Origin of the sequence: Pseudomonas sp. v388 (assembly GCF_003935425.1) — a bacterium.
GTDB lineage: Bacteria > Pseudomonadota > Gammaproteobacteria > Pseudomonadales > Pseudomonadaceae > Aquipseudomonas.
In genome coordinates this window covers 1-26,057 of record NZ_RHQN01000006.1, presented here as the reverse complement: position 1 = coordinate 26,057, position 26,057 = coordinate 1, and the positions used below count along the sequence as shown (strand labels likewise).

At 59.3% G+C, this 26,057-nt stretch carries 23 protein-coding genes; 9 read left to right on the top strand and 14 right to left on the bottom strand.

The window, feature by feature from the left end:
• Nucleotides 1-93: 93 nt before the first annotated feature.
• The 8 genes from EGJ27_RS14935 to EGJ27_RS14900 form a co-directional block, all read right to left on the bottom strand.
• A complete protein-coding gene (locus tag EGJ27_RS14935; protein WP_125831530.1) occupies nt 94-1,053 on the bottom strand; it encodes a DUF6708 domain-containing protein in 960 nt (319 codons plus the stop codon).
• Nucleotides 1,054-1,117: 64 nt separating this feature from the next.
• A complete protein-coding gene (locus EGJ27_RS14930) occupies nt 1,118-2,164 on the bottom strand; it encodes a hypothetical protein (protein ID WP_256672857.1) in 1,047 nt (348 codons plus the stop codon).
• Nucleotides 2,161-5,616 (bottom strand): toxin VasX, encoded by a 3,456-nt coding sequence (locus EGJ27_RS14925; RefSeq protein ID WP_125831529.1) that lies wholly within the window; start codon nt 5,614-5,616, stop codon nt 2,161-2,163. Before EGJ27_RS14925 ends, EGJ27_RS14930 begins: the two co-directional genes overlap by 4 nt.
• Entirely contained in the window at nt 5,613-6,497 is an 885-nt protein-coding gene (locus EGJ27_RS14920; RefSeq protein ID WP_125831528.1) for a DUF4123 domain-containing protein, read from the bottom strand. The genes EGJ27_RS14925 and EGJ27_RS14920 overlap by 4 nt, the downstream gene beginning before the upstream one ends.
• Before the next feature lie 188 nt (nt 6,498-6,685).
• Nucleotides 6,686-8,032, bottom strand: a complete 1,347-nt coding sequence (locus EGJ27_RS14915; protein ID WP_125831527.1) for an imelysin family protein — start codon at nt 8,030-8,032, stop codon at nt 6,686-6,688.
• Between the two features lie 178 nt (nt 8,033-8,210).
• Nucleotides 8,211-10,232: a putative bifunctional diguanylate cyclase/phosphodiesterase gene (locus tag EGJ27_RS14910; RefSeq protein WP_371920860.1), complete on the bottom strand. Its 2,022-nt coding sequence runs from the start codon at nt 10,230-10,232 to the stop codon at nt 8,211-8,213.
• 389 nt (nt 10,233-10,621) lie between these two features.
• Nucleotides 10,622-11,203, bottom strand: a complete 582-nt coding sequence (gene sodB, locus EGJ27_RS14905) for a superoxide dismutase [Fe] (protein ID WP_125831525.1) — start codon at nt 11,201-11,203, stop codon at nt 10,622-10,624.
• A gap of 192 nt (nt 11,204-11,395) precedes the next feature.
• Nucleotides 11,396-11,998, bottom strand: a complete 603-nt coding sequence (locus tag EGJ27_RS14900) for a LysE/ArgO family amino acid transporter (RefSeq protein WP_125831524.1) — start codon at nt 11,996-11,998, stop codon at nt 11,396-11,398.
• Between the two features lie 96 nt (nt 11,999-12,094).
• On the opposite strand from EGJ27_RS14900, the gene EGJ27_RS14895 reads away from it, so the two are divergent.
• From EGJ27_RS14895 to EGJ27_RS14885, 3 genes are all read left to right on the top strand, one after another.
• On the top strand, nt 12,095-12,994 hold the full coding sequence (locus EGJ27_RS14895) for a LysR family transcriptional regulator ArgP (protein ID WP_125831523.1): 900 nt from the start codon (nt 12,095-12,097) through the stop codon (nt 12,992-12,994).
• Nucleotides 12,995-13,063: 69 nt separating this feature from the next.
• Complete coding sequence (locus EGJ27_RS14890) at nt 13,064-14,056, top strand: NAD(P)-dependent oxidoreductase (RefSeq protein ID WP_125831522.1); 993 nt, start codon at nt 13,064-13,066, stop codon at nt 14,054-14,056.
• A gap of 81 nt (nt 14,057-14,137) precedes the next feature.
• Complete coding sequence (locus EGJ27_RS14885; RefSeq protein WP_125831521.1) at nt 14,138-14,992, top strand: ATPase; 855 nt, start codon at nt 14,138-14,140, stop codon at nt 14,990-14,992.
• Between the two features lie 107 nt (nt 14,993-15,099).
• On the opposite strand, the gene EGJ27_RS14880 is transcribed toward EGJ27_RS14885, so the two are convergent.
• The 3 genes from EGJ27_RS14880 to EGJ27_RS14870 are packed head-to-tail and all read right to left on the bottom strand — an operon-like array spanning nt 15,100 to nt 17,678.
• Nucleotides 15,100-16,149, bottom strand: coding sequence for an alkene reductase (locus EGJ27_RS14880; RefSeq protein ID WP_125831520.1), 1,050 nt, complete (start codon nt 16,147-16,149; stop codon nt 15,100-15,102).
• Between the two features lie 21 nt (nt 16,150-16,170).
• Entirely contained in the window at nt 16,171-17,337 is a 1,167-nt protein-coding gene (locus EGJ27_RS14875) for an MFS transporter (protein WP_125831519.1), read from the bottom strand.
• Nucleotides 17,338-17,363: 26 nt separating this feature from the next.
• Nucleotides 17,364-17,678 (bottom strand): helix-turn-helix transcriptional regulator, encoded by a 315-nt coding sequence (locus EGJ27_RS14870; protein WP_125831518.1) that lies wholly within the window; start codon nt 17,676-17,678, stop codon nt 17,364-17,366.
• Nucleotides 17,679-17,866: 188 nt separating this feature from the next.
• On the opposite strand from EGJ27_RS14870, the gene EGJ27_RS14865 reads away from it, so the two are divergent.
• Nucleotides 17,867-18,466: an ACP phosphodiesterase gene (locus EGJ27_RS14865; RefSeq protein ID WP_125831517.1), complete on the top strand. Its 600-nt coding sequence runs from the start codon at nt 17,867-17,869 to the stop codon at nt 18,464-18,466.
• Here the strand turns inward: EGJ27_RS14865 and EGJ27_RS14860 are convergent.
• The gene (locus EGJ27_RS14860; protein ID WP_125831516.1) at nt 18,424-19,215 is read right to left on the bottom strand and encodes a lysophospholipid acyltransferase family protein; all 792 of its coding nucleotides are present in this window, start codon (nt 19,213-19,215) and stop codon (nt 18,424-18,426) included. The two genes, EGJ27_RS14865 and EGJ27_RS14860, sit on opposite strands and share 43 nt — an antisense overlap.
• Nucleotides 19,215-19,970 carry an L-ornithine N(alpha)-acyltransferase gene (olsB, locus tag EGJ27_RS14855; RefSeq protein ID WP_125831515.1) on the bottom strand — a complete coding sequence of 252 codons (756 nt, stop codon included), beginning with the start codon at nt 19,968-19,970 and terminating at the stop codon, nt 19,215-19,217. The genes EGJ27_RS14860 and olsB overlap by 1 nt, the downstream gene beginning before the upstream one ends.
• A gap of 411 nt (nt 19,971-20,381) precedes the next feature.
• On the opposite strand from olsB, the gene EGJ27_RS14850 reads away from it, so the two are divergent.
• The 5 genes from EGJ27_RS14850 to EGJ27_RS14830 all read left to right on the top strand — a co-directional run bounded on the left by EGJ27_RS14850 (nt 20,382) and on the right by EGJ27_RS14830 (nt 24,405).
• A complete protein-coding gene (locus EGJ27_RS14850) occupies nt 20,382-21,488 on the top strand; it encodes a serine hydrolase (RefSeq protein WP_125831514.1) in 1,107 nt (368 codons plus the stop codon).
• The gene (locus EGJ27_RS14845) at nt 21,485-21,814 is read left to right on the top strand and encodes an amidase (protein WP_125831513.1); all 330 of its coding nucleotides are present in this window, start codon (nt 21,485-21,487) and stop codon (nt 21,812-21,814) included. The genes EGJ27_RS14850 and EGJ27_RS14845 overlap by 4 nt, the downstream gene beginning before the upstream one ends.
• A gap of 82 nt (nt 21,815-21,896) precedes the next feature.
• Nucleotides 21,897-22,478: a YceI family protein gene (locus EGJ27_RS14840; RefSeq protein ID WP_125831512.1), complete on the top strand. Its 582-nt coding sequence runs from the start codon at nt 21,897-21,899 to the stop codon at nt 22,476-22,478.
• A 1-nt stretch (nt 22,479) separates the two neighbouring features.
• A complete protein-coding gene (locus EGJ27_RS14835; protein ID WP_125831511.1) occupies nt 22,480-23,637 on the top strand; it encodes a phosphatidylserine/phosphatidylglycerophosphate/cardiolipin synthase family protein in 1,158 nt (385 codons plus the stop codon).
• A 186-nt stretch (nt 23,638-23,823) separates the two neighbouring features.
• The gene (locus EGJ27_RS14830; RefSeq protein WP_125831510.1) at nt 23,824-24,405 is read left to right on the top strand and encodes a DJ-1/PfpI family protein; all 582 of its coding nucleotides are present in this window, start codon (nt 23,824-23,826) and stop codon (nt 24,403-24,405) included.
• Between the two features lie 293 nt (nt 24,406-24,698).
• On the opposite strand, the gene EGJ27_RS25090 is transcribed toward EGJ27_RS14830, so the two are convergent.
• A partial coding sequence (locus tag EGJ27_RS25090; RefSeq protein WP_256672856.1) for an RHS repeat-associated core domain-containing protein occupies nt 24,699-26,057 on the bottom strand: 1,359 nt, incomplete at its 5' end.

The window sequence follows — 26,057 nt, the reverse complement described above, 5'->3', positions numbered from 1 at the left end:
CGTCGAAGCAAAAAATGGGGCGAGCAAGCTTATCAGCCTCAAAAGGAATGAATAAGAGGGATTATCGTTTACAGGTGGTCCTGCAATCTGTTGTTACGAAATTACGTGATTGAGCCCACCTCGAGCATTGGCACCTCGAGCCTTCCGATGTTTCTCGCGAAACGATTTACTAGCTTTTACCAGTTCATCGCTTGGAGTTTTCCATTGGCGGGCAGGTAAAGGAGCTGACCATTCGTGAACAGCACGGGGCAGACTTTTAAGTGAGATTTTTTCCACCCATCTCGCAAGATACATCGGCAGGGTCCACCCTTCGAGAGCACCAGGGAGTGCTACATGAATAATATAATCCACCCTGTCGAGTTTATTGCGCAAAGTTATGTTCTTGCGTTTATGCTCCTCAACGGGGTCGAAAGCGGGCAATTGCTCGTCTTCCCGCTCCATGAAACGTCGAATAGACTCCCAGCAGCTGACCGCAGATGAACAAGACACCATCTCGATGCTGTGCCATACCTTAGTGGAGTCGGGTTTCTCAGAAAACCCGAGTTTCAACTCCTTCCACGCGTAGGGTGGAGAGCCGGGCTCAGTTTGATATACGCCAGCGCTGACTTTCTCCCATGGCACGTAAAGTGGACGGCAGCCACGTTCGGAAACGTAAACCACCTCCCGACGCTGGCGATTGAATCGAATGGGCGGATATTTAAAGTTTTGCCATGCAGCCCGCAGTGTTATTAATAGTATGCAGAGTAATCCAGGTGTCAGACTGAGCCAAAACCAAGGCCTATTGAAAATTCTGAAGAGATGCTTCGATAAGGTGTCGTCGTGATGATAGAGATCTTTGAATAGCCAGGTAAATACAATCAAGCTGAAAATGTTTGATAGTATGAATGCGACTTGCAGTGTCTCAACTATAGACCAGATTTCTTTTTCTGGTTTTTTAACTGCTATGTCGATAAATATATCATTAGCCTGTATGCAGAGTGTGTTCAGTATGCCTGAAGGTGCTCCGGTAGGCACTGGGAGCGGGGCGAGCTTTATAGGTTTGGTGTGGAGCACGCTTGATTATTCCCTGACGATAAGAGTCTTTAACTGAGTATTTGGGTTCGTGAGTGGACGGGGATTAGCGAGGTGGCTCAGTTCTCCTTTCCTTGAAATACTGGAACAGGTCGACCCCCTTTCTGAAGCTACGCCTTACCACCTTGCTTTCTTCAAGTAACTCGGCGCTTGGCTTTGCCCACTGTTCAGGCGGTAGTGGTTTCGACCATTCGCGAACCGCCTTTGGAAAGCCGGTCCTGGGCAAGCGCTCAACCCATTCGGCAATGTGATTGGGCAGCGTCCAGCCGCTGCAGAACTGAATCAGCAGAAACCCGCAGACGTAACGGATGTACGAGTGCCGCTCGCGATAATTGCGACGGCACGCATGAAAGTAAGCCACCGTGCCTTCTTCGGGCATGCCGGCCATGAAGGGAACGGGAAGGGCGGTGGGGCCTTCTTCCATGTACACGCGGATCGCTTCCCACTCGCTGACGGCAGATTCCAAGGTGGGCGATGGCACCTGTAGCCACAACAGTCGATCTTCTAAACCTGCATGTAGCCCTATTTTGAGAGCAAAGCTGTTCTGAGTGCCGTACTCGGTGATGGTCGTGCTAGTGGAGACGCAAGCAATTACATCTTCCCAAGGAACAATTCGTGGGGTGTCTCCGCGTTTGACCATGTAAGCTACTTCCCGGCGTTGGCGGTTGAAGCGAACTGGAGCAAGTTTACTAATAATATAAATAGCCTTCAGAAGCGAGTAGGTGTAATAGGATCCAAGAACAGTTACGACAATCCACAATAACCAGTTGGAAACTACGAATGGAATCGCTGTTTCGAAAACAGGTTTCCCGGTTGTGAAGTAGTCATCAAGTCCTATTCCAATGCCAACAATTGCACTGAATAGTATCAATCCCATGAGCCAGCCGATGTAACATCGTGCTGCGAACTCAAGTGAGAACACCGTTGGAACGAAATCCCAATAAATTTCGTTAGCCGTACAATCAAGGCGGTTGCTGCTGAAGGCCGCGACGCCCGTTGGTATAGGTCTGGGGGCTAGATAGAACGTCACCATGTCGGGCTTGGATTCAAGGTCACCAGCGCGGGGAGGCCAATTCAGGTTGCATGAGCTCATTGAAAGCTATCCTTCGTAATGGGCAATAGTGGAATAGAGTTCAAGCTTTCAGGAAGCGGAAACGACGGACGTATGGGGTTGCTGATGAGGTCTTGCGCCAAAGATATCCGATAATAGAGATGGCCTTGGTCCGCCTTCAAATGTTGGTGAGCTATTGAAGGTTTCGCAGCCAGTCTTAAATGAAGAATGTTGTGATGGCCTTGCCAATCCGGAGCGATCTTCAGCTCAATCGTCAGCGGAGCTGTGGCAGCTATCGAGATCAAACCGCTCAGAGCTTCAGTGACGTCTTTTTTGACATCTGCGTTATGCCAGATAGCGGCCCATAGTAAAGAATTTTCCTCGAGCATCGCTGCCGTTATGCCCGGGAGCACGAGATGGAGACTACGAACGGGTTCACTTAAAACGGTTTGTCGATGGGTTCCCCTATCCACAACAGTCGGCACTAGTGTGGCCTCAGCGAGCCTTTGGGCGTGAGTGCTCCAATCCCATCCCTGAGCTTCCAAGCCCCAGACACAACAGAGCAACCAACGTTGTTGGTCATCGAGAGATGAATAGTTGTAGAGCGCCTCGCCGCCCAACTGTAATGCGGTGAAGGCAAGGCTTATTGGTGTAAGGCGAGCTGAAAAAGCCAGAAATCGCGCCCCGCGGGTTGTCCAGGCGTAACTGGCGACACGAGCTTTCATCCAGTCTGATGCACCCCTAATCTCTCGGATGAGCCCTATCACCTCACTTCCCGCTTTGAAGGCTTGGACTGTCGCGATGGTAAGTGTTCCTGTGTCACCGGTAAGTCCCATAAACGCACCGGCTTTTTCACCGGAAGTCCCACTGATAAATGCTTCCTGCCATTTGCTCCAATTGGCCACGGATGTTCCTGCTGCGCCGACTAGTGATAGCGCTGACACGAACCCCCCTAGCGCTAACCCTATTTGCCCGATACGGAGTTGGAATAATCTGCCTGACTTCCCGCTTGTGCTAGCAATTGTGGCCTGGAGCGCTTCGTTAGTAATGCTTATGGCTACTGACTGACATACAGATAACAAAGCGGAAGTCACGGATGCAATCGCGCCGAAGATCACGACCCGCTCTTTGACGCTCCGATCAGACTGTTGCCAAGCCGCCCGGGCATCAATTAGATTTCCGGCCATTAATCCGGTAACAAGCAACGGCATCAACCCTGCTTTAAACCCCGCCATCCGGCTTCCCGCCGTGTCATACCCCTTCGATAACCCCGCCTTGAACCGCCGAATTTCATCATCAAAAGCCGCCTGCTGTGGCGGAGTCAGATTTAGTCTTACCCCGATAAACCCCGCAGGACTGTTACTGGTGGGCGTGATTCCCGCTTCCAGTTGTCGCCTCAGCGCCGCACGGTCATTGCGCGCGTTTAGTAGCATCTGATTGATGGCCTGCTTCTCGTACATCAGATCCTGACGCTGCTGCGGGCTGTGCCCATGTCTTCTGAGCTGTTTGGTCAGTTGGTCACGATCGCGAATCAACTGGTCTTCCTTGCCGAGCAATTGATTGAAGCGCGCCAGTAGGGTTTTGAAGTTCTCCACGTCAGTCTGATTGGCGATGCTCAGGGTCGCGCCTTCCACCTGCAGTGCGGACAGCATGCCGAGTCGTTGAGCGCGGTTGGTGAAGGTGCTGAACGTATCAAGGTGCCGTCGCAGCTGCGGCGTATTGAGCAACTGCTGCATTTTCGCGAGCCAGTTGTCCATATCCAAAGCGACTGACGGAATGTAAGTCGCATTCACCGCCTGATGCGCAGCTTGGGCTTCAGGCGTCAGGTTGAGGCCGTTGGTCCAGTGGTTGCCCATAATGTGAATGACTTCGTTGATGCGTTGTTGTGTCTCGGCCAAGGCTTTTGGGAAGTTCGTGAAGTCATCGAGCCACTTGATGAGGTCGCCGCTCTTGCTCTGTAGGAAACTCAGGTTCAGGCGGCCATAGAACACCGGCAGGATGAAGTGCGGGTTATTGTGGAAATACCTGCCTAGTCGCTCCATGCAGGCTTCGGTGCGAGCGATGTCACGGGTGCAGTTGAATTCCATCGCCAGCGCATTCTTTAGCTGGTCCGGATGTTCCGGGTCGAAATACCAGGCACTACGATGAAACTCCCCTTGCTCGAACAGGCTGATGCGATCTTCGGTAATCGCATCCAGACGCGCGGTCCAGCGTTTGAGATGTAAACGTTCCCGGCTCAGATAACGCTGCATTTCTTCCACGCGGACCAAGTCGTGGATACCGCGAGACCCCAGCCCCACGCCTTCCAGAGCGCCGGTGCTGCGCTTCTCCAGCGCTTCGATGTCATCTTCCAATTCGTCGTGCAGCGGTTTGCCCAGCGCTTCGATCATCTGGGCTTTGCGGCGCTCCATTTCCTGTCTGGCACCCTTGGTTGCCGGGCTTTCTTCATAGCTGTCGCTGGGGAGCGGTTGAGGCTGGCCGGGAACCGGAATGACCGGCACTGGGCCTTGGTTGCGATGGAGTCGCCACGTATTACGCGCGTCGACATAATCGTAAATCCAGGTGCGCTGCTCAGGCGTGGTTTTTTCGACCAGCTTCGACTCCCCGTTTTGCTGTCTCGTAGTATGGTCACCCACCTTGATCAAGGTATCGATGTAGCTGGCAATGGGGTAGCGAAGGTCGTTGTCGGTGCGATTGCGCCATTGCTCGATCCAGGTCACAACCCGATCCTGCTCTTCAGCCAGGTCCCGCAAGATGCCGATACTGTCTTGTACGACCAGGTAGAGATGGTTTTTCTCGTAGAAGGGGTTGATCGCGTTCTTCAACTCTCCAATATGCGCCTCGCGGAACAGCGGCTGGTCCTCCCAGATGTAGTCCTGCTGTTCTTCCTCGGGAATATCGGGCGAAGGGCACGTGGCCGCCGGTTGCTCTGCCAGCTCGGCCAGTTGTTCCAGCACTTGCTTTTCAACCCGCAGATGCACGCCGCCGGTCTGACAGTGCGGTTCGGCGAGGCTTACATGTTGCATGAAGTGGGCCCGGTCGGCGGCACTGCCCAACACGTGGGAGCATTTTGCGGCGGTCCATTGCAGCTCTGCATACGCTATGTACAGCACGCTTTCCCGAGGAAATATCAGTGCCGTTTCGCCTGTGGAAGTTTGCCGTACGTCTTGATTGACCTCCCGGTCCTGCCACAGCAGCTTGACCGGCACGCCGTTCTGAATCCGGTATTCATGCAAATAGCCGGAGGTTTCGTCGATGACATACAGATAGCCGTCGCGCAGCAAACGCAGGCCGATCGGCCGTTGCAGCTGTTCGTAAATCTCAGAGTCGGTCGGGCTGCTCAAACGCTCGACGCGGCCGTAACGAAGCGGCAGCAGCTGAACCTTGTCGCCCATCAACGGACAGGTCGACAGGCTGTCCTGTGCATCGTCGTGGCCTTGGGCTGTGGCTTCCCAGTGGGCTTTCTCGATGGGCGATAACGTCTTGCGACTCATGACTGGGCTCCGTTTTGCGCGCGGTCTCGCTCCACCACCAGCCAGTTAGCCTGCTTGATGCGTTGCGAGGGCGTCAGGCCTGACTTGTTCCGGATGACTTCAACTATCTCGGGATGGGCGCCGGGTGGCTGGGTGGAAAGGAAGTGGCTGGTATTGGCGTAATGGAAGATGTCAGCCTTGGTTCGGAAACCCGCTTCGTAAGCATGGCGCGCCAACTCGTAAAGCCGTTCAAAGCGCTCCTTTGGACTTGCGCACGGCAGATAGTCGGGAAAGAACCGGGCCATGTGTTTGTCGAGATCGATCACATTCAGCCGAAATGAGACTTCATCCAGCGCCTCGATCTGCGTTTCAGTGAGGCGGTACAGAACCTTTGGATCGTGAGCAATGACTGCGCCTTGCCGAACGTGGCGTATCCAGGTCTCAGTCACGACTTCTGCGGCGTAGATCTCATCGATCGGGCCGAACAGGCGGTTATCGGTGTGCGCCGGATATAGCCCGAACAGCGCATTGGCAGTTGCAGGATCGGAGAGGTTAAGAAGTACCGCTTTGCCGACGGGTTGGTCCACCGTCACCAGCCAGCGCAGATGCGCGAGGACGGTAGGGTGATCGGCCTCGCTGAAAAGCAGCAACCCCCATTCAAGGTGAGCATTTTCCAGAAAAGGTGTGTAGACCGGGTCGCGCCGCCCCTTGATCTGGACCAGCACCGGGGACTTCTCCAGAAGCCCGCTGAATCGTGTCTGTAAAAACAGCGGCTTGTATACCGGGCTGGGATTCCAGCTCAGTATCCGTCTCATTGGGTGGGCAAGGGTGACGCCGTTGAACAGCAGGTAGGCGTTTTTCGACCACGGTAGGTTATCGGGGCCGTTGGCAAGCTTGGTCATGGATGCGCCGTCAGGAGGACAAGGCGCAGATACTCAAGGTCGCACGATGAGCGATCAATACGTGATAGGGGGTTTCAGAAAAGCCCTACGTGGCGCGCTGAAAGATCACTCCTTCGTAAGTTCCAGCCATAAAAAATGCCGGTCAGTTCGCACCGACCGGCATTTCATTCAGCACCCAACCGCGTTGATCAGAAATCGTGATCGGCGTTGTCCGGGTTCAGGTCGGTGATGCCCAGCTTGCCGGCAGCCTGCTCGATGGCGCTGGTCTGCTTGACCAGTGCGGCGATGGCGTCTTGAACCACCTGGTTGCCTGCGGTGTTGCCGGCGGCGATCAGTTGGTCGAAGTGTTCGCCTTTCTGAGCGCGGTCTACCAGAACCTGCAGTTTGGCCTGGGTGTTGTCCAGATCGGCGCGCAGGGCGGCGTCGGCAGCCGGGTCGGCCTTGGCGACCAGCGAAGAGAGGCTTGGGCCATTGATCTTGCTGCCGTCGGTGCGGGTGTATTCGCCCAGGTAGACGTTGCGGATGCCTTTGCCGTTGTAGAAGTGCGAGTTATGAGTGTTGTCGCTGAAGCAGTCGTGCTCGTCTTCGCTGGAGTTGGCTTCCAGCGCGACCTTCATGCGCTCGCCTGCCAGTTCGCCCAAGGACAGGCTGCCCATGCCGAACAGCATCTTGCGCAGACCGTTTTCGCCTGAATCCGCTTCCAGGGTGGCGCGATAGTTGTCGGCCACGCCGGCTTTCCAGTCGCCGGACATTTCTTCCAGGTCGCTGACCAGCAGTTCGGTTACGGCCTTGAGATAGGCGCGGCGGCGATCATTGTGGCCGCCGGTGGCGCCGGCGCCTTCGAGGTAGTCACTGGCCGGGCGTGCACCGGCACCGGCGTTGTTGCCGTTGAGGTCCTGGCCCCACAGCAGGAATTCGATGGCGTGGTAGCCAGTAGCGACGTTCGCCTCCGAACCGCCCAGTTCATTCAGCGCGGCAAGGGCTTGAGGCGTGATTTCCTTGATGTCGACCTTGTCTTCGCCGACCTGGATTTCGGTATTGGCAATGATGTTGGCGGTGGCGCCCGGGTTGCCCAGGGCGTGCTGGTAATCCTTGGCGACGTAATCGATCAGGCCTTCGTCCAGAGGCCAGGCGTTAACCTGGCCTTCCCAGTCATCGATATTGGTATTGCCGAAGCGGAATACTTCGCTTTGCATGTACGGAACCCGTGCCGCCAGCCAGGCTTCGCGGGCGGCCTTGAGGGTTTCATCGTTCGGCTTGGCGAGGAAGGCGTCGATTGCGGTGCTCAGTTGCCTGGCGCCGTTTTCGGCATCTTCGAAGACCGCTGCCACGAGGGTGGCGTAGTTGGCGACCACAGCCTTGGCATCCGCGTCGTTGGCTTGAGGTGCAGCGGCGGCGGTTGGCGCGGCAGGTACCGCCGGGGCAGCGGCAGGTGCAGGCGCGGGGGCTGCAGCTTTGTCCTTTTCCTCGCCACAACCGGCGAGAGAGATAGCGATGGCCAGCAGACTTGCGGTTGCCAGAGGCATACGAATCATGACGAAATCCTGCGTCTAAAAAAGGAGGAGGCGACACGCGCCCAAAAAAGCTGCGACATAATGCGAAAGATTTGCATTCGGTGTAAAGGCGTAAGGCCGGTGAAGTCGCGTATGGACGCGGCGGTCTTGTAACAGTCGGTTACAGACCGCTGTGGGCGTGTCGAAAGGGGAGCTGCCGTCAGGAAACGGCGGTGTCGCTGTGCTGGTTCTGCTTCAGATAGGCCAGCAGTTCGCGGGAGGGCAGCGGCTTACTGTAGAGGTAGCCCTGACCTTCGTGACAACCCTCGCCGATGACATACGCTTCCTGAGCCAGGGTTTCCACGCCCTCGGCGATCACCTGCATGCCGAGGCTTTTGCCCAGCTGAATGATGGCGCGCACGATGGTCGCATCATCCTGATCTTCGATCAGATCCTGCACGAAGCTCTTGTCGATCTTGATCTTGTCCAGCGGCAGGCTTTTGAGGTAGCTCAACGATGAGTAGCCGGTGCCGAAATCATCGATGGCGATCAGTGCACCGGAGCGCCGCAGGCTCAGCAAATGCTGGGCAGCAGTGGTGATGTCTTCCATCAGGCCGGTTTCGGTGACTTCCAGCTCCAGGCTGCGCGGCGGCAGGCGGTAGATCTGCAACAGGTTGTTGACCACCCGCGGCAATTCCGAGTGGTGCAGTTGCACGGTGGACAGGTTCACCGCCATGCGCAGCTCGGTGAAGCCCTGATCGTGCCATTCGCGCAGTTGCCGACACGCCTGGTCGAGCACCCATTCGCCGATGGCGATGATGCTGCCGTTCTGTTCCGCCAGAGGAATGAACGTATCCGGCGGGACGAAGCCGTGTTCAGGGTGTTGCCAGCGAATCAGTGCCTCAACGCCCACCACGCGATGGTCGCGATAGCTGATCTGCGGCTGGTACACCAGGTGCAGCTGATTACGAGGCAACGCCTCGCGAAGGTCTTTCTCCAGCTCCCGACGCCTGCGCATCTCACTGTCGACGCTGGCGATATAGAACTGGTAACGATTTCGCGACCGGCTCTTGGCCAGAGTCATGGTCTGTTCGGCTTTCTGCAGCAACTTCTCGGTGCTGTCGCCGTCTTCCGGGAACAGTGTGATGCCGATGGTGGCGCGCAGGTGGATTCGCTCCTCACCCAGCACGAAGGGCGCCTCCAGTTCATCGAGGATCTTCTGCGCCAGTTCCGCCGCTTCATAGGGTTGCTCGATGCCGGGCTGGACCAGCGCGAACTGGTCGCCGCCCAGTCGTGCCAGTGCACCGAGTCGCCCGCTGTGCGCGCGCAGCCGTTCGGCCAGGGCCAGCAGCAGCCGGTCGCCGGACTGATAACTGAATTGCTCGTTGATGCCCTTGAAATCGTCCAGCCCCAGGCACAGCACGGCGACCCGCCGTTGCGCCCGGCCAGCGTCCTGCAGGATGTTGTCCAGTTCGGTCTGCAGACGCAGCCGATTGGGCAGGCCGGTAAGGAAGTCACAATGCGCCAGGCGCTCCAGGCTGTTTTCGGCTTCGTGGCGCAGGTTCGCGTTGCGCTCGATGGAAGCCAGCAACTGGTTGGCGGTATTGACCCAGATACCCAGTTCGTTCTTTTCATGCCCCTTGAGCAGCGGCATGAGGTGTTCGCTGGGCCGGTCAGGGTTGATGTTGGTCAGGTGTTCGATGATTTTCGACAGCGGCTTGGTCAGCAGCCAGTGATAGATCAGATACAGCACCAGGCCCATGACCAGGGCGCGCAACACGCCGGAGATGAAAATGATCACTGCATTGATCAGGAAACCCTGACCGTAGGAGGCTGTGTCCAGGGTGATGCGCAGGTCGCCGTAGTATTCGTTGAAGGGGGTGCGCCCGACCAGTTGAGTGGTGAAGCTGCGCTCCTGACCAAGAATGAGGTCCGTCAACCAGCGCGAGGACGTCTCGGTAAGCGGTCGTTCCTTTTCCGCCAGCAGGGTTTCGTTCGGGTGACCGATGGACGCCATGCGCACGGCCTTGTCCTGAAACAAACCTTCGATGACCTGCATGCCCATTTCGCGATCCAGGCTGTAGACGGCCTGGGTGGAAGGGTCGCGGAACATGTCGAGGATGCGCTCGGCGTCGCCGGCGACCGCCTGGCGTGTCTTGTAGCCATCGAAGACGATCTGCGCGCAGCTGAGCACGACGCCCACCAGGAATGCCGACAGCAGCACTACCCGCAGCAACTTCATGGACAGACTGTTCTTGAGCTCCAGCTTCAAATGGTCATTCCTTAATCCGTATCGGGAACGTGCTGCCTACTCACCATCGAAAAACCAGCTGCATCAGCCAGGGCTGCTCGCCATCGCACATCAGACCAATGTCCACCCGCCGGCAACCGCGGTGCGGCACCGGTCTTCGCGAGGTGATCCTACTATGTCGGACAGGGGAGCGTGGAACTTGAGCGTGATGTCGTGCAGTCAGCGTCTGATATTAGTCCGCTACACCCGTTTGACACTACCTCAAAGCGCGCGCAAACGGGAAAAAATGCCCGAAATGTGCGTCAGGCCCAATCAGACCATGTCAAACGACCACCCATAAAAAAGCCCGGCGCATGGCCGGGCTTTTCATGAAGCAGGGATCAGGCCGCGTATTGCTTGGCCACGAATTCCCAGTTCACCAGATTCCAGAAAGCTTCTACATACTTCGGACGCAGGTTGCGGTAGTCGATGTAGTAGGCGTGCTCCCAGACGTCGCAGGTCAACAGCGGGGTGTCGCCGCTGGTCATCGGGTTGCCGGCACCAATGGTGCTGGCCAGGGCCAGGGAACCGTCGGCCTTCTTCACCAGCCAGCCCCAACCGGAACCGAAGGTGCCGATGGAGATCTTGCTGAACTCTTCCTTGAACTTGTCGAAGGAGCCGAACGCAGCGTTGATCGCATCGGCCAGTTCGCCGGTAGGCTCGCCGCCGGCGTTTGGCGCCAGGCATTCCCAGTAGAAGGTGTGGTTCCAGACCTGAGCGGCGTTGTTGAAGATGCCGCCCGAAGAGGTCTTGATGATCTCTTCCAGGGTCTTGCCTTCGAATTCGGTACCTGGGATCAGGTTGTTCAGGTTCACGACGTAGGTGTTGTGGTGCTTGTCGTGGTGATATTCCAGTGTCTCTGCGGAAATGTGCGGGGCCAGAGCGTCTTTGGCATAGGGCAGCGGCGGCAATTCAAAAGCCATGGTCTATCTCCTTTCAGGTCAGTTGCAGTAATCGCAAGGCCGATCACGGGCGGCCAGATCCAGCATGCACCGGGAGTTTTACTCTTTTAGCGGCGCAGACCCCGGATCATAGCACCGGGCCTGCGGCTTAACCACGCAACAACTGTGTGGGATAGAGGTTCCAGAGCCGTCGACCCACTGGTCACAAATGCCTCAGCCGCCGCGGATCAACTGCGCGGCGACCGCGAACATCATCACGGCGACCATGATGTCCAGCAGCCGCCAGGTCGCCGGCCGGGCCAGCCAGGGTGCCAGCCACGCGGCGCCGAGGGCGAGGGTCGAGAACCATAGCAACGAAGCGCTGGCCGCGCCGACCACATAGGCGCCCGGCTCGGTCTGCTGGGCGCCGAGTGAACCGATCAGCAGTACCGTGTCCAGGTAGACATGTGGATTGAGCAGCGTCACCGCCAGTGCGCTCAACAGCACAGCACGTCGTGAACGCAGGCCGACGGTTTCGCCGTGGCCGAGGCTTTGGGCCGTGCACGCGCGGCGAAGCGCCTGTAAACCGTACCACGCCAGAAACACCACACCGCCCCAGCGGGCGACAGCCAGCAGCGTCGGGTTCTGGGCCAGCACGTTCGCCAGACCGAATACACCCGCCGCCACCAGGATCGCATCACAGACCACGCACAGCATCGCCACCGGCAGGTGATGTTCCCGGCGCAGGCTTTGGGCGAGTACGAACGCATTCTGCGTACCGATGGCCATGATCAGGCCCGCAGCGACCAATAACCCGTTGAGATAGCTTTGCCACATGTCTTTAGTGTCCGCCGATGCAGAAGAGGTGGCGATTGTCCGAGCAATGGCGGTATAAGAAAAACCAATAATCCTGATCGCTCATTAGGAAAAATGATGTTCGATTACAAACTGCTCTCGGCACTGGCTGCCGTGGTGGAACAGGCAGGTTTTGAAAGAGCTGCGCAGGTGCTGGGATTGTCCCAGTCGGCCGTGTCCCAGCGAATCAAACTGCTGGAAGCGCGCGTCGGCCAGCCGGTACTGATCCGTGCCACGCCGCCCAGCCCGACCGAAATCGGCCGGCGGTTGCTCAACCACGTCCAGCAGGTGCGCTTGCTGGAGCGTGATCTGCAAAGCCAGGTTCCGGCCCTGGACGAAGAGGGCATGCCCGAGCGGCTGCGCATTGCGCTCAACGCCGACAGTCTGGCGACGTGGTGGGCGCAGGCGGTAGGGGATTTCTGCGCCGAGCATCATTTGTTGCTGGATCTGGTGGTGGAAGACCAGGACGTGGGCCTCAAGCGCATGCGTGCCGGGGAAGTGGCCGCCTGCCTGTGCGGCAGTGAACGACCGGTTGCAGGCGCACGCAGCCAGTTGCTCGGGGCGATGCGCTATCGTGCCCTGGCCAGTCCGGCGTTCATCGAGCGCAACTTTCCCGACGGTGTCACACCCCAGAAGTTACAGCGCTCGGCGGCGCTGGTGTTCGGTCCCGATGACTACCTGCAACACCGCTATCTGGCCTCGCTTGGGGTCGAGGGCGGTTTCCAGCATCATTTGTGCCCGTCTTCGGAGGGGTTCATCCGCATGATAGAAGCCGGTCTGGGCTGGGGGCTTGTCCCTGAACTGCAGGTACGCGATCAACGGAAGTCCGGTGGCTTGCGGGAACTGGTTGCTGACCGCTATATCGACGTGCCGCTGTACTGGCACCACTGGCGCAGTGGCGGACAGTTGCTTACTCAACTGACCGCACACCTGATCCGGACATCCGGACAATGGCTGGTGCCGCTGGGCGGCGAATGAGCGTCAACAGGTTGATGTCATGATCGGCAGAGTTTCCCACTGCCTGCAAACGCGTTAATGGAGCGGTAAATGAAGATTCTGGTCACCGGCGCAAGCGGCTTCATCGGCGGGCGTTTCGCGCGTTTCGCTCTGGAGCAGGGCATGAGCGTGCGGATCAACGGCCGTCGTGCCGAAGGTGTCGAGCATCTGGTACGACGCGGCGCCGAATTCATCCAGGGTGATCTGAGCGACCCCGATCTGGTCCGGGATTTGTGTGAAGACGTGGAGGCGGTGGTGCACTGCGCCGGCGCCGTCGGTGCCTGGGGTCGTCGCCAGGATTTCATGCTCGGCAACGTGCAGCTCACTGAAAACGTGGTCGAAGCCTGCCTGAAGCAACGGGTTCGACGCTTGGTCCATCTGTCGTCGCCGTCGATCTATTTCGATGGCCGTTCGCACCGTGACATCAAGGAGGAGCAGGTGCCCCGGCGCATGCACAATCACTATGCGGCGACCAAGTACCTGGCCGAGCAGAAGGTGTTCGGCGCTGAGGAGTTCGGCCTGGAAGTGATTGCCTTGCGGCCGCGTCTGGTGACCGGCGCGGGTGATACCAGTATTTTTCCGCGCCTTTTGCAGATGCAGCGCAAGCGGCGTCTGGCGATCGTCGGCAATGGATTGAACAAGGTCGACTTCACCAGCATGCAAAACCTTAATCAGGCCATGCTAAGCAGTCTGCTGGCATCCGGCTCGGCACTGGGCAAGGCGTATAACATCAGCAACGGTACGCCAGTCCCGCTGTGGGATGCCGTCAACTATGTCATGCGTCAGATGCAACTGCCGCAGGTGACGCGTTACCGGTCCTATGGCCTGGCTTATGCAGCGGCTGCGATCAATGAAGGCGCCTGCATGCTGTGGCCGGGACGCCCGGAACCGACGCTGTCGCGCCTGGGGATGCAGATCATGAACAAGGATTTCACGCTGGATATCAGCCGCGCGCGGCATTATCTGGATTACCAGCCGCAGGTCAGTCTGTGGACCGCGCTGGACGAATTTTGTAACTGGTGGCAAGCGCAGCAAACAATCTGAGCAGACCAGGGTGCCCTGTAAGGGCCGACGTCCCCGTTATACTGCTCAACTTTGGTTTCACAGCTTTTGAAAGGGTTGCCCATGCGTAACGATCCCTATGACGACGTCGATGACGTTCCAAGCCTCAGTGCCAAGGACGATGACGACGATTTCGCACCACCGACCAAAGGCGCCCGCGACCGCACGACGGTCTATTCGCGGACCACGCCGGCGGTCAAGGTCAAGGCTGCGAGTACAGGCCCACTGTGGGCGCTGGTCGGCGCGCTGTTCATTGCGTTCTGCGGTCTTGGCTGGTGGAGTTTCCAGCAGGTCTCGCTGATGGAACAGCAATTGGTCGCCACCCAGGAAAGCTTCGCGCGAATCAGTGAGGAAGCGGCCGGGCGTCTGCAGGACATATCCGGAAAGGTAGTGGCCACCGAGTCGCTGTCCAGCGACGGCGAAGCGCTCAAGCAACGTATCAAGTTGCTCGAATCGCAGCTGGATGAACAGGACAAGCAACGTGCCGGTGTGGAAGGCCAGCAATCGAGCCTGGATCAGCGTCTGGCGCAGATCGCCGCCCAGAGCAGTCAGCAGCAGACGGCCAACGCTCAATTGCAGGAGCAGCTCAAGAACGTCGCCATCGAGCTGACCAACCTGAAAAACGCGCTGCCTGACCTGAAGGCCGCGCAAGCCGAGCAAGACAAGTTCGACACCCAGCTCAAAAGCCTGAGCGCCGACGTGGCGAGCCTGAAGAAGCAGGGTAATCCGGCCGCAGCCATCGAACGCCTGGAACAGGATCTGATCGTGCTCAAGAGCGAACAGGAAAATCGTCCGGCACCGGCCGCGACCGGCAATACCGCCGAGTTCGATGCGTTTCGCGCTCAGGTCACACGCAATATCAACACCCTGACCAGCCAGATCCAGACATTATCGCGGCAGGTCGGCGCACAGCGCTAAGCCCTGCCGTGTAGGAGCGACCTTGGTCGCGAAGAGGCAGGCACAAACGGACTTTGTGGGAGCGGACCGGGCGGCGCTCCGCTCCCACCCACAGGTCTTGGGCGTTCTTACATCCGCGGGTAGTCAAGGTAACCGACCGGGCCCGGTGCGTAGAAGGTTTCCGGCTGTGGGTCGTTCAACGGTGCGTCGGCCTTCAGGCGCTCCGGCAGGTCCGGGTTGGCGATGTACGGCACGCCAAACGCGACGGCGTCCGCCTTGCCTTCGGCCAGCCAGGCATTGGCGCTGTCCTTGGTGAATTTCTCATTGGCGATATAAACGCCGCCGAATTCCTTTTTCAGGCGCGGCCCGATGCTGTCGTCGGCATCACGCTCACGGGCGCAGATGAAGGCGATACCGCGCTTGCCCAGTTCCCGGGCCACGTAGCTGAAAGTTTCAGCCAGGTTTTCGTCGCCCATGTCGTGCAGGTCGGCACGCGGCGACAGGTGCACACCCACACGACCTGCGCCCCAGACGTCGATGGCCGCATCCGTCACTTCCAGCAGCAGCCGGGCGCGGTTTTCCACCGAACCGCCGTATTGATCGGTGCGCTGGTTGGTGCTGCTTTGCAGGAACTGATCCAGCAGGTAGCCGTTGGCGCCGTGGATTTCCACGCCGTCGAAACCGGCGGCCTTGGCGTTCTCTGCGCCGACACGATACGCCTCGACCACATCCGCGATTTCCGCCAGTTCCAGTGGGCGCGGCGTTTCGAAACCGGTGATCGGGCGAACCAGGCTCACATGGCCTTCAGCCTTGATGGCGCTTGGCGCGACCGGCAACTCACCGTCCAGGTACGACGAGTGCGAGATACGGCCCACATGCCACAGCTGCAGCACGATGCGGCCGCCTGCGCCATGCACTGCCTTGGTGATGTTGCTCCAGCCGCGTACCTGATTGTGCGACCAGATACCCGGGGTGTTGGGGTAGCCGACGCCCATCGGCGTGACCGAGGTGGCTTCGCTGAGGATCAGGCCCGCCGAAGCGCGCTGCACGTAATATTCGGCCATCATCGCGTTGGGTACGCGGCCTTCGTCGGCGCGGCAACGGGTCAGCGGCGCCATGATGATCCGGTTGGGCAGTTGCAGGTCGCCCACGGTAATTGGGTCAAAGATTGTGGTCATGCGTTGAACCCTCTTGAATGATCAGTTGGTAGCGGGAGCCAGATCGGGGTTACCGGTCTGACGGAAAGTAATCAGGGTGACGATCAAGGCCAGCACCGCCAGCGCAGCAGCGGCCAACGGCACGCTGGTCAGGCCCAGGCCATGGGCGATGACACTGCCGCCGACCCAAGCGCCCAGGGCGTTGCCGACGTTGAAGGCGCCGATGTTGAGCGTGGACACCAGGTTGGGCGCCGCCTGGCCGAAGGTCACTACGTTGATCTGCAACGCAGGCACGGCGGCGAAGGCGGCGGTTGCCCACAGGAACAGGGTGATCTCGGTGGGGATAAGTGCGACGCTGGTCCAGCTCAAGGCGGTGGACACCACGGCCATCGCAATGAACACGCCGATCAGCGTTGTCGAAACGCGGCGGTCGGCCAGCTTGCCGCCGATCACGTTGCCGACGGTCAGACCGAGGCCGATCAGCAGCAGCGTCCAGGTCACGCCGCGCGGCGACACACCCGTCACTTCGCCGAGCAACGGCGCGACGTAGGTGAAAAGAGTGAACATCGACGCGGAAAACAGTGCGGTCATGCTCAACGACAGCCAGATCCCGGCGCCTTTCAGCGAGGCCAGTTCGGCGCGCATGTCGAGCTTTTCTTCCTGGCGATTGGTGGGCAGGAAACGGATCAGGCCGATCAAGGCGATCACGCCGATCACGGTCACAGCCCAGAACGTCGAGCGCCAGCCGGCGTATTGACCCAGTGCGGTGCCCAGCGGCACGCCCAGCACGTTGGCCAGGGTCAGTCCGGTGAACATCAGCGCCACGGCCGAGGCCCGGCGATTGGGCGCGACCAGACCGGCCGCCACCACCGAGCCGATGCCGAAGAATGCCCCGTGACACAGAGCCGTGACCACTCGAGCGAACATCAGCACGTTGTAGTCGCTGGCCAGGGCGCACAGCAGGTTACCGATGATGAAAATGCCCATCAGCGTGACCAGTGCCGCCTTGCGAGGCAGTTTTGCCGTAGCCATGGCCATGAATGGCGCGCCGATGGCGACGCCCAGGGCATAGCCGGTGACCAGCCAGCCGGCGCCGGGGATCGTCACGCCGAGGTCGGCGGCAACATCAGGCAGCAAGCCCATGATGACGAACTCGGTCGTTCCGATGGCGAAGGCGCTCAGGGCCAGAATGAGTAGCGAGAGGGGCACGGGGCGTCTCCTTGGAAAAGGGAAAATCAGGACGGGTTGTTCAATTCTTTGACCAGGGCTTCTACGAAGGCCTGGATAGCGGGCTCGTTGCGCTTGAAAAAGTGCCACTGGCCAACTTTCTTGCTGGTGATCAGCCCGGCGCGCTGCAATGTCGCCAAATGCGCCGACACGGTGGACTGCGAAAGCCCGGCACGTTGATCGATCTGACCGGCACAGACGCCGTGCTCGTTGGAATGCGACTGGTCCGGAAAGCACACCAGCGGGTCCTTGAGCCAGCTGAGGATCTCGCGGCGCAGGGGATGCGCCAGGGCTTTTATTATTTCGTCGAGGTCGATAGGCATGTCGTTCTCTACAGGTGCAGGCTCTGATCCGACAGAGCGATGGTGTAACGGTATATCGCGATGTGGCGAACTTTATATCTGTATTTCGCGATACACAAATATGATTTGGTGCTTAACGGTGTGGGAATCGTTATATCGGGTTATAACGATATTGGCCTGCTCGGCGAAAACGGCGTAGGCTCTGCCCCATGAACTACCTCGCGCACCTTCACCTGGGCGGGCAACGGCCCGCGCAATTGCTGGGCAGCCTGTATGGCGATTTCGTCAAAGGTCTGTTGCCCGGCCGCTTTCCGGCTGAGCTGGAAGCCTCGATCCGCCTGCACCGCAGGATCGATTCGTTCACCGACAGTCATCCGCTGACTCAACGCGCCATGGCCCGATTTCCTCAGGAGCAAAGACGCTACGCCGGCATCATGCTGGACGTGTTTTTCGACCATTGCCTGGCCCGTGACTGGCAGCGTCACGCGGACATCCCGCTGGATTCATTCACCCGAAAGGTCTATGCCGTGCTGCATGCCGAACCTGCGTTACCCGAGCGGCTGGCGCTGGTTGCGCCACGCATGGCGGCACAGGACTGGCTGGGGTCGTATCGGGATTTCGAGGTGCTGGAGCAGGTGCTGGCGGGAATCTCCCGGCGCCTGTCACGGCCAGAGGGGTTGGCAGGCGGCATGCAGCAGCTGCGTGCGCTTTACCAACCCCTGAGCGAGGATTTCGACGAGTTCTATCCGGTGCTCCAGGCGTTCGCTCAAGCGGCCTTGGCCGATGGCGTTAGCACTTCGCCAGGCTGAACCTCGGCGCCGAACAACGCAACCCGCACAGCCTGCTGCGCCTGGAAGGCCAGTGCCGCGCGTTCCTGTCCTGCGGTCGGGATCGGTTCGAGCAGATGGATATGCACGTCGCTCTGTTCATTGGCGAACAGACGGCGCAGATGGGACAGCAGATCGTCATCGCCAATGAACGGTGCAATCGGGTCCGGCTTGCCGTGGCGTGAGTAGGCGATGGCCACCGGCTGCAACTCAACGTCGGCTTCAATGGCGCTGGACAGCAAGCGGCCATGGAACGTGCGCAGGTTTCGGCCGTCGGTGGTGGTGCCTTCCGGGAAAATCATCAGCGCATTGCCTTGCTGCAAATGGTTGCACATCTGCTTTTGCAGCAAACGGCTGTCGCCCGAGCCACGGCGGATGAACAGCGTACCGGCCTTCAGCGCCAGCCAGCCGGCGACCGGCCAGGTACGAACTTCGGCCTTGGACAGAAACGACAGCGGCGCGAGCATGCCGAGCAGGGCGATGTCGGTCCAGGAAACGTGGTTGGAAACCCACAACATCGGGCGGGTCGGCAACTGGCCGGTGACCGTGACGCGAAACGGCAGCGCGTTGCTCAGGCGTGCCATGAACCAGCGGCTCCAGCGCTGACGGCGCTGCATCGAACTGCCGACCTTCAGTCGCTCCAGCACCGCAAAGGCTCCGGCGATGGTCAGACCCAGCGCCACCACCAGCAATACTCGAACCACGCGGGCATAGCCGCGCAGCCGGCTCATCACACCGCAGCCTTGAAGTGACGGGCGTAACGCGGGCACAGGTCGTCGCGCTTGAGCAGGATGAACACGTCGGCCACCTGGAAATCCTCGTCCCAGCACGGCTCGCCGCAGATCTTCGCACCCAGGCGCATGTAGGCCTTGAGCAGCGGCGGCATTTCGCAGATCACGTTGCCGGGAATATCGAGTTGCGGCAGGGGATTCTTCGGTTCGGCGCGCAGGTGCTCATTGCACAGGTAGCGGTCGCGCAGGCGTTGCATGATCGCGTGAGCCTGAATGCCGCCGTCCTGCATCGGAATGCTGGCGCAGCCCATCAGGTAGCTGTAGCCGCCTTCGTTGAGGACTTCGGCCAGTTCACTCCACAGTACCGCGATGGTCCCGCCGTTGCGGTAGGCCGGATCGACGCAGGTGCGGCCCAGTTCCAGAATCGGGCCTTGCAGGTGGCCCAGGCCGTGCAGGCTGAATTCTTCTTCGCTGTAGAACCGCCCCATGGTGTTGGCGGCCTTGTGATCCAGCAGGCGAGTGGTTGCCACCAGCCGCCCGGTGTTCAGGTCGCGCACGCCGATGTGCGAGCAGTGCAGGTCGTAGTCATCCATGTCCAGACCCTGATCGGCTCCCTTCAAACGAGCGTTGAACTCCTGACTGAACACACTGAAACGCAAGGCTTGTGCCTCCTGGACCGCGCTTGGGCCAATGAGCCGCTCGGCTTGAAGACGTCGTTCGGAAGTGTTGTCACGAATGCGGGCGATCTGGGTCATACAAACTCTCCTGAGCCAGCGTAGAGGGCTGGCCGGTCGACTGAGTGGTCCAAGCGCTGTGCTGTCATTGGAGGCTATGGACATACCGTGTCACGACCATGAAAGTTTGGTGATGGTTGTGTGACGCACGCGGCGGCAGTACCGGATGTGCTGGGCGGCTTTGGTAGCAGCGCGCTTGCCCGCTAAGCCGGCCGGGCAGGTGCAGCATCGGTTTGGTCAGAGCCCTCCGTGAGCACCACGATTCCTGTGGGAGGCAGCTTGCTGGCGACGAGGCCTGGGCATCCACAGCAGGTCTTTTGGGCGGAATACCGCCGTCGCGAGCAAGCTCCTCCCACAAGGTGGCGTAGCATCATCGGCGTTCTGTCACGAACCCCTGCTAGCGTGGCTAGATGGTCTTTGCGAGTACCGGTCATGCTGCTTCGATTTGCACGTTTGTGCCTGCTGTCCTGTGCGGGGCTTAGCGCACAGCCCGCGCTGGCTGAAACCTGGCCCGGCGAGCAATGGTCATCGCGTCCCGTCATGCGAACCGCCGCGCTGGATGCCCTGGAAACCTACGCCTTCCCACACCGCGACGACGCAACCCGCACCGGCATACGAACCGACGCACTGTTGGTGATTCGTAACGGCGAAATGGTCTACGAGCGTTACGCCGGGGTGACCACCGCCGATACGCCGCATCTGACCTGGTCGATCAGCAAAAGCATTCTGGCGAGCGTACTGGGTGTCGCGTTTGGAGAAGGGCGCTTCCGGCTCGATGACCCGGTGGCGAAGTTCTATGTACCGTTTCAGGCGCACCCAGCTATTACCCTCAAAGATTTGCTGCACTGGGCGTCCGGCCTGGACTGGCAGGAAGATTACGAATACGCGCCGCTCAACTCGTCGGTGGTCGCGATGCTCTATACCCGTGGCCGTACCGACATGGCCGGCTTCACCGCCGAACACCCAAGCTTCGCCGCGCCGGGCACTACGTATCGCTACTCCAGCGGCGACAGCAACGTGCTCGCTGCCGCGCTGAAAACCATGGTAGGCGCCCAGGCATATCCGGACTATCCCTGGACCGCATTGTTCGAACCGCTGGGCATCCGCAGTGCGGTCTGGGAAACGGACGGCACCGGCACCTTCGTGGGTTCATCGTATGTCTACATGACAGCCCGCGACCTGGCACGCGTGGGCCTGCTCATGCAGCGCGGCGGACGCTGGCAGGCGCGGCAATTGCTGCCCAAAGCCTGGGTGGAGTTCACGCTGACGCCGTTTACCGGTCAGAACAGGCCGGCCGCCAGCGAAGTGGCAGGCGGTCATTGGTGGCTCAACCGTGCCGGTGATGGTCGGGCCGGGCCTTGGCCGGATGCACCGCCAGAGACCTTCGCCGCGCTGGGTCATTGGGGACAGACGCTGTATATCCTGCCTCGCGAGGATCTGGTGATCGTCCGCTACGCCGACGACCGTGACGGCAGCTATGACCACAACCAACTGCTCAAACGGGTTCGCGTGGCGTTCACTCAGGAGCACGCGCAATGAGCGACCGCACGGCGTTGATCCGGCGTCGGCCTGTGGCCGGCCTGCTGTTGCTCGGTGCCGCGACGCTGGCGCTGCTGGCGTGGCAGCACCGGGTCGCCTTGCGGGCGTTTCCCGGCATCATCAGTGCCTATACAGCCAAGGAATACTGTTCCTGCCGCTATGTGATGAACAATCCTGACGACTACTGCCGCGGCTATGTGAAACAGTATCTGCCCAGTACGCTGAGCGACGATCCTGTGCATAAAGTGGTCATTGCAACCGGCATGGGACGAAGCAGCAGCGCATCCTGGTTGGGGCCGCGGCACGGTTGCCGATTGGACCCGTAGGAAACATCGTGACGAACGTAGCGGATTGCCAGTGGTCAGACAGGCGGATAAGGTTGCGCCGACCTTGACCTCTGGAGTTTGCATGCCCAAGACACTTCGCCTGCTGCCGGCCTTGCTGGCCGCGCTGGCGTTACCTGCCCACGCGAACTGGTACCTGGATAACGAGTCATCGCGTTTGTCCTTCACCTCCACCAAAAACGCCGACATTGCCGAAGTGCATCGCTTCCTGGTGCTGCATGGCAAGGTCGATGGCAAAGGCATGGCTGAGGTCGAAGTCGAGCTGGAGTCAGTCAGCACCGGTATTCCATTACGCGATGAGCGCATCCGCGATCAGGTGTTCCAGATCGGCAAATTTCCCTCGGCACGCATCAATGCCCAGCTTGATCTGCGACCTATCAATGCGCTGGCGCCTGGCGCCCAATTGGAGCTGCGCTTGCCGTTGCGGGTGCAGTTGGCCGGGCAGAGCCACAGCTACAACGCGCAACTGCTGGCCACTCGGCTGGATGACCGGCGCTTTCAGGTCGTCACCCTTGAGCCTCTGGTGGTTCACGCTCAGGACTTTGGTCTGGGACCGGGCTTCAATGCCCTGCGCAGCTCCGCGCACCTGTCGGCGATCAGCCTGTCGGTGCCGGTGGGCGCCGTGCTGATCTTCACGGCGCGCTGACATGGCCGGAATGATCTTTCCATGGCGCGAAGACAACCGCTTTCACCTGCTGATCGACGGCCCGGCGTTCTTTCCCCGGATGATCGCGGCCATCGATGCGGCCGAGCAGCAGGTCGATCTTGAACTTTATCTGGTGGAGGCGGGTGCTTGCGCCGACGCCATCGTGCGGGCACTGGTGGCCGCAGGGCGGCGCGGCGTCATCGTGCGCTGCCTGTTCGATGATTTTGGCGCCCAGGCGTTCGACGCGGGCCTGCGCAAGCAGTTGGCCGACGCGGGGGTGATCCTGCGGTTCTATAACCCGATCCGCCTTCGGCGCGGCATTCGCAACCTGTACCGTGACCACCGCAAATTGTTGTTGGTGGACAAGGCCCTGGCCGTAGTGGGCGGCACCGGGGTTACCGATGAATTCTGGGATCCGAGCAGCGACGTCAGCCAGTGGCACGAAGTCATGGTCGAGATCACCGGGCCTCTGGTGATCGACTGGCAGGCGCTGTTCGATCGACAGTTCCACGCCAATCCGCAACGCACCGCCTGGCGCCCTGTGGAAAACTTCGGGTTGACGCATCTACCCAGGACGCCCGTGACCGGTCAGGGCCTGGGGCGTGTGGCTTATGCCGACTCACGCCAGCATCGCGACATTCTGCAATCGCTGGTCAGGGCCTTGAACAGCGGCCAGAAACGCGTGTGGCTGGCCACGCCTTATTTCCTGCCGACCTGGAGAGTTCGCCGCTCTCTGCGCCGGGCTGCTGCACGCGGCGTGGACGTGCGCCTGCTGCTTACCGGCCCACGCACCGATCATTCATCGGTTCGCTACGCCGGGCATCGTTACTATCCAAAGCTGCTGCGCGGCGGCGTGAAAATCTTTGAGTACCAGCCCTGTTTCCTGCATTTGAAGATGGTGCTGATCGACGACTGGGTGAGCATCGGCTCGTGCAATTTCGACCACTGGAACCTGCGCTTCAATCTGGAGGCCAACCTCGAAGCGCTTGATCCGGCGCTGACCCGCGACGTGGTCGCCAGCTTCGACAGGGATTTCGCTCAGAGCACCGAGATTACGCTGAAGGCCTGGAAGTCCCGGCCGCTATGGCGCCGGGTCAAACAGCGAGTGTGGGGCTGGGTGGATCGGTTGGTCGTCAATCTGTTGATCAGGCGGGATTGAAATGTCGGCATTCGCCAGTAGGTTGGCCACGAAAGTGTGAAATCGCGTAGGAGCAAGCGTGCTGGCGAACAGGTTGCATCGTTGATCGTCAGCCCCCGACTATCGCAAAGCCGACATCGGGTAAAGGAATCACGGCACTCCGGCCCCAGGATGGTCTCTGATGGATAAACCACCAGGAGAACGCTCATGGCTGCCAAGAAAATTCTGATGCTGGTCGGCGATTACGTCGAAGACTACGAAGTGATGGTGCCGTACCAGGCGCTGCAGATGATCGGCCACGTGCTGCATGTCGTGTGTCCCGGCAAGACGTCAGGTCAGACGGTCCTAACAGCCATTCACGACTTTGAAGGTGATCAGACTTACAGCGAAAAACCGGGGCATCACTTTGCCGTGAACTACGACTTCGACAAGGTCAAGGTCGAGAATTACGACGCGCTGCTGATTCCCGGTGGTCGCGCGCCTGAATACCTGCGCCTCAACGACACCATCCTTGAATGGATCCGTATGTTCGACAAGTCGGACAAGCCCATTGCCGCCGTCTGCCATGGCGCGCAGCTGCTGGCTGCGGCCGGTATCCTCAAGGGGCGGGAATGCAGTGCCTATCCGGCCTGTGCGCCGGAAGTGCGCCTGGCAGGCGGGACGTTCATGGACATTGAAGTGACCGCGGCTCATACCGAAGGCAATCTGGTTACCGCTCCGGCATGGCCCGCACATCCGGCGTGGCTGGCGGCGTTTCTGGAGTTGCTCGGGACTGAGATCAGACTTTGATCCTCGTTTCCGCAGCTGATTCCTGCCTGCGACCTCCGTTGAGTTCAGTCGAGAGGACGCAGGCAGGCTTATCTCACATCGCGTGGCGATAAAGTCGCTCGCCATATTTATGCTTGGGAATACCTTGCTTGCCGCATCTTATTTAGTTTTCAATTTTTGGCGCAGTTGGTGGGCTTTCGATCTGCCAGGTTTGAAGGCAACGTGCTTGACCGGCGTAATCAAGCGGCGTTCTCGTCGGAGCTTAGTCATCCGCGAGCACGCCGTAAGCTCAGGTTATTGAAGGTCGACCTTTTTCATATGGAAAAACGGCGACGCTTAACGAGCTGCGGAGGCTTGGTAGTTGCGAGATCCAAGGCTGGAATGCAGGATGAATGGGCACCAAGCACAGTAAGGCCTGCCATCGGGCCATTGAATTGCTGATTGATAAGCGAAACCGCCAGAGAAATGGAATCAGCGTTATTCAACATTATCCGGGTGCGCTCCAAAGGGGCTTCGCTGAATACCGAGCTGTCGAAATTTGCCGCGTCAGGTCCATCCCATATAAGGTTTGTATAACGTCCTTGGCCCCTTTGTGCTTGAGCGAGGATCTCGATTCTTCCACTGTAAGAAGCAGGCCCCACCGCTTGTGCAGCAGTTGCACTGGGTGTGTTTATGTACCAATGGTCGGCTGTGTTGAGAAACATATGCGATGCCTCATGAATGATATTCCAGGCTGCACGATGAGGGGCTTCATGGAGTGGGCCAGCTCTCATGAATAAATGGTTTTCAGGATCATCGGGATATTGCCAGGCTACCGTTTTACTGGTCCGGTCCTCACGCATTCCGACCATTCTGGCGCTATCCCAAGTTTGGAGGGATGAAGAAAGGGTCCCGATACTCTGGCTTGCCATTTTGAGGATTTGCATGTCGGTTCCAGGGCTGGCTTCAAACGGGGCTCGGTAGTAACTCAATAGTTTCTCCCGATCTGCTTGTGGCGCAGAAGGAGGCATTAATTGAGTGATGGTTTCATGTGCAAACGCCAGCCCTTTTCTGCTGGATGACAGACCTACCGCGACAGAAGACCCAAAAGTTAGGTCCTGTCGGCCGATACCTTCAAGTCCTTTTGCCTGAACCGGATCGCCCTCTTTACTGAGCGCGTCCTCTACATCATTAAAATGAAAAGGGCTCCAACCCGTCGGGTCAATCCACACCACGGGCGCATTTTTTGAGAAGCGAAAAAGGTTCAACCCGTCTATATCACCCGCAGGATCCGGATTTATCCAGCGCTGCAACCAGGGCGCGTAATAGCGAAAGCCGTAGTAATACAGCCCGCTGCCATCGCGCTCCTTGCCGGAATAGCGAACCGTTTTGTACTTGGCCTCCACGGCACTGCGCGCTGCCCACCATGATGTGCCGCCGAACGGGTAGTAACTTTCCTGGCTGATCAGGCCGCCTTGATGGTCCACTTCCAGGGTGCTCGACCCCAGGTGATCGCTCAGGCTGTAGCGGATTTGATCGTTGGTGATGCCGTTGGGCTGTCCTGCCGCCCAGTGCAGAATCCGCACGCTGCTGCGACCGGCCTGAGCGGTGATGACCTGCAGGATTTCACCATCTGCCGTGGTGCGGATTTCCAGCCCCGGCAGGTAACGAACCTCGTTGTTCAGGGTGCGGTT

Excerpts from the sequence above, each read along its gene's own strand:
- EGJ27_RS14850 (WP_125831514.1), top strand. The coding sequence starts at position 20,382 with ATGCTGCTTCGATTTGCACGTTTGTGCCTGCTGTCCTGTGCGGGGCTT.
- EGJ27_RS14920 (WP_125831528.1), bottom strand. The coding sequence starts at position 6,497 with ATGACCAAGCTTGCCAACGGCCCCGATAACCTACCGTGGTCGAAAAAC.
- EGJ27_RS14865 (WP_125831517.1), top strand. The coding sequence starts at position 17,867 with ATGAACTACCTCGCGCACCTTCACCTGGGCGGGCAACGGCCCGCGCAA.
- EGJ27_RS14900 (WP_125831524.1), bottom strand. The coding sequence starts at position 11,998 with ATGTGGCAAAGCTATCTCAACGGGTTATTGGTCGCTGCGGGCCTGATC.
- EGJ27_RS14840 (WP_125831512.1), top strand. The coding sequence starts at position 21,897 with ATGCCCAAGACACTTCGCCTGCTGCCGGCCTTGCTGGCCGCGCTGGCG.
- EGJ27_RS14860 (WP_125831516.1), bottom strand. The coding sequence starts at position 19,215 with ATGAGCCGGCTGCGCGGCTATGCCCGCGTGGTTCGAGTATTGCTGGTG.
- sodB (WP_125831525.1), bottom strand. The coding sequence starts at position 11,203 with ATGGCTTTTGAATTGCCGCCGCTGCCCTATGCCAAAGACGCTCTGGCC.
- EGJ27_RS14915 (WP_125831527.1), bottom strand. The coding sequence starts at position 8,032 with ATGATTCGTATGCCTCTGGCAACCGCAAGTCTGCTGGCCATCGCTATC.
- EGJ27_RS14890 (WP_125831522.1), top strand. The coding sequence starts at position 13,064 with ATGAAGATTCTGGTCACCGGCGCAAGCGGCTTCATCGGCGGGCGTTTC.
- EGJ27_RS14930 (WP_256672857.1), bottom strand. The coding sequence starts at position 2,164 with ATGAGCTCATGCAACCTGAATTGGCCTCCCCGCGCTGGTGACCTTGAA.
- EGJ27_RS14835 (WP_125831511.1), top strand. The coding sequence starts at position 22,480 with ATGGCCGGAATGATCTTTCCATGGCGCGAAGACAACCGCTTTCACCTG.
- EGJ27_RS14895 (WP_125831523.1), top strand. The coding sequence starts at position 12,095 with ATGTTCGATTACAAACTGCTCTCGGCACTGGCTGCCGTGGTGGAACAG.
- EGJ27_RS14845 (WP_125831513.1), top strand. The coding sequence starts at position 21,485 with ATGAGCGACCGCACGGCGTTGATCCGGCGTCGGCCTGTGGCCGGCCTG.
- EGJ27_RS14870 (WP_125831518.1), bottom strand. The coding sequence starts at position 17,678 with ATGCCTATCGACCTCGACGAAATAATAAAAGCCCTGGCGCATCCCCTG.
- EGJ27_RS14910 (WP_371920860.1), bottom strand. The coding sequence starts at position 10,232 with ATGAAGTTGCTGCGGGTAGTGCTGCTGTCGGCATTCCTGGTGGGCGTC.
- olsB (WP_125831515.1), bottom strand. The coding sequence starts at position 19,970 with ATGACCCAGATCGCCCGCATTCGTGACAACACTTCCGAACGACGTCTT.
- EGJ27_RS14880 (WP_125831520.1), bottom strand. The coding sequence starts at position 16,149 with ATGACCACAATCTTTGACCCAATTACCGTGGGCGACCTGCAACTGCCC.
- EGJ27_RS14885 (WP_125831521.1), top strand. The coding sequence starts at position 14,138 with ATGCGTAACGATCCCTATGACGACGTCGATGACGTTCCAAGCCTCAGT.
- EGJ27_RS14925 (WP_125831529.1), bottom strand. The coding sequence starts at position 5,616 with ATGAGTCGCAAGACGTTATCGCCCATCGAGAAAGCCCACTGGGAAGCC.
- EGJ27_RS14830 (WP_125831510.1), top strand. The coding sequence starts at position 23,824 with ATGGCTGCCAAGAAAATTCTGATGCTGGTCGGCGATTACGTCGAAGAC.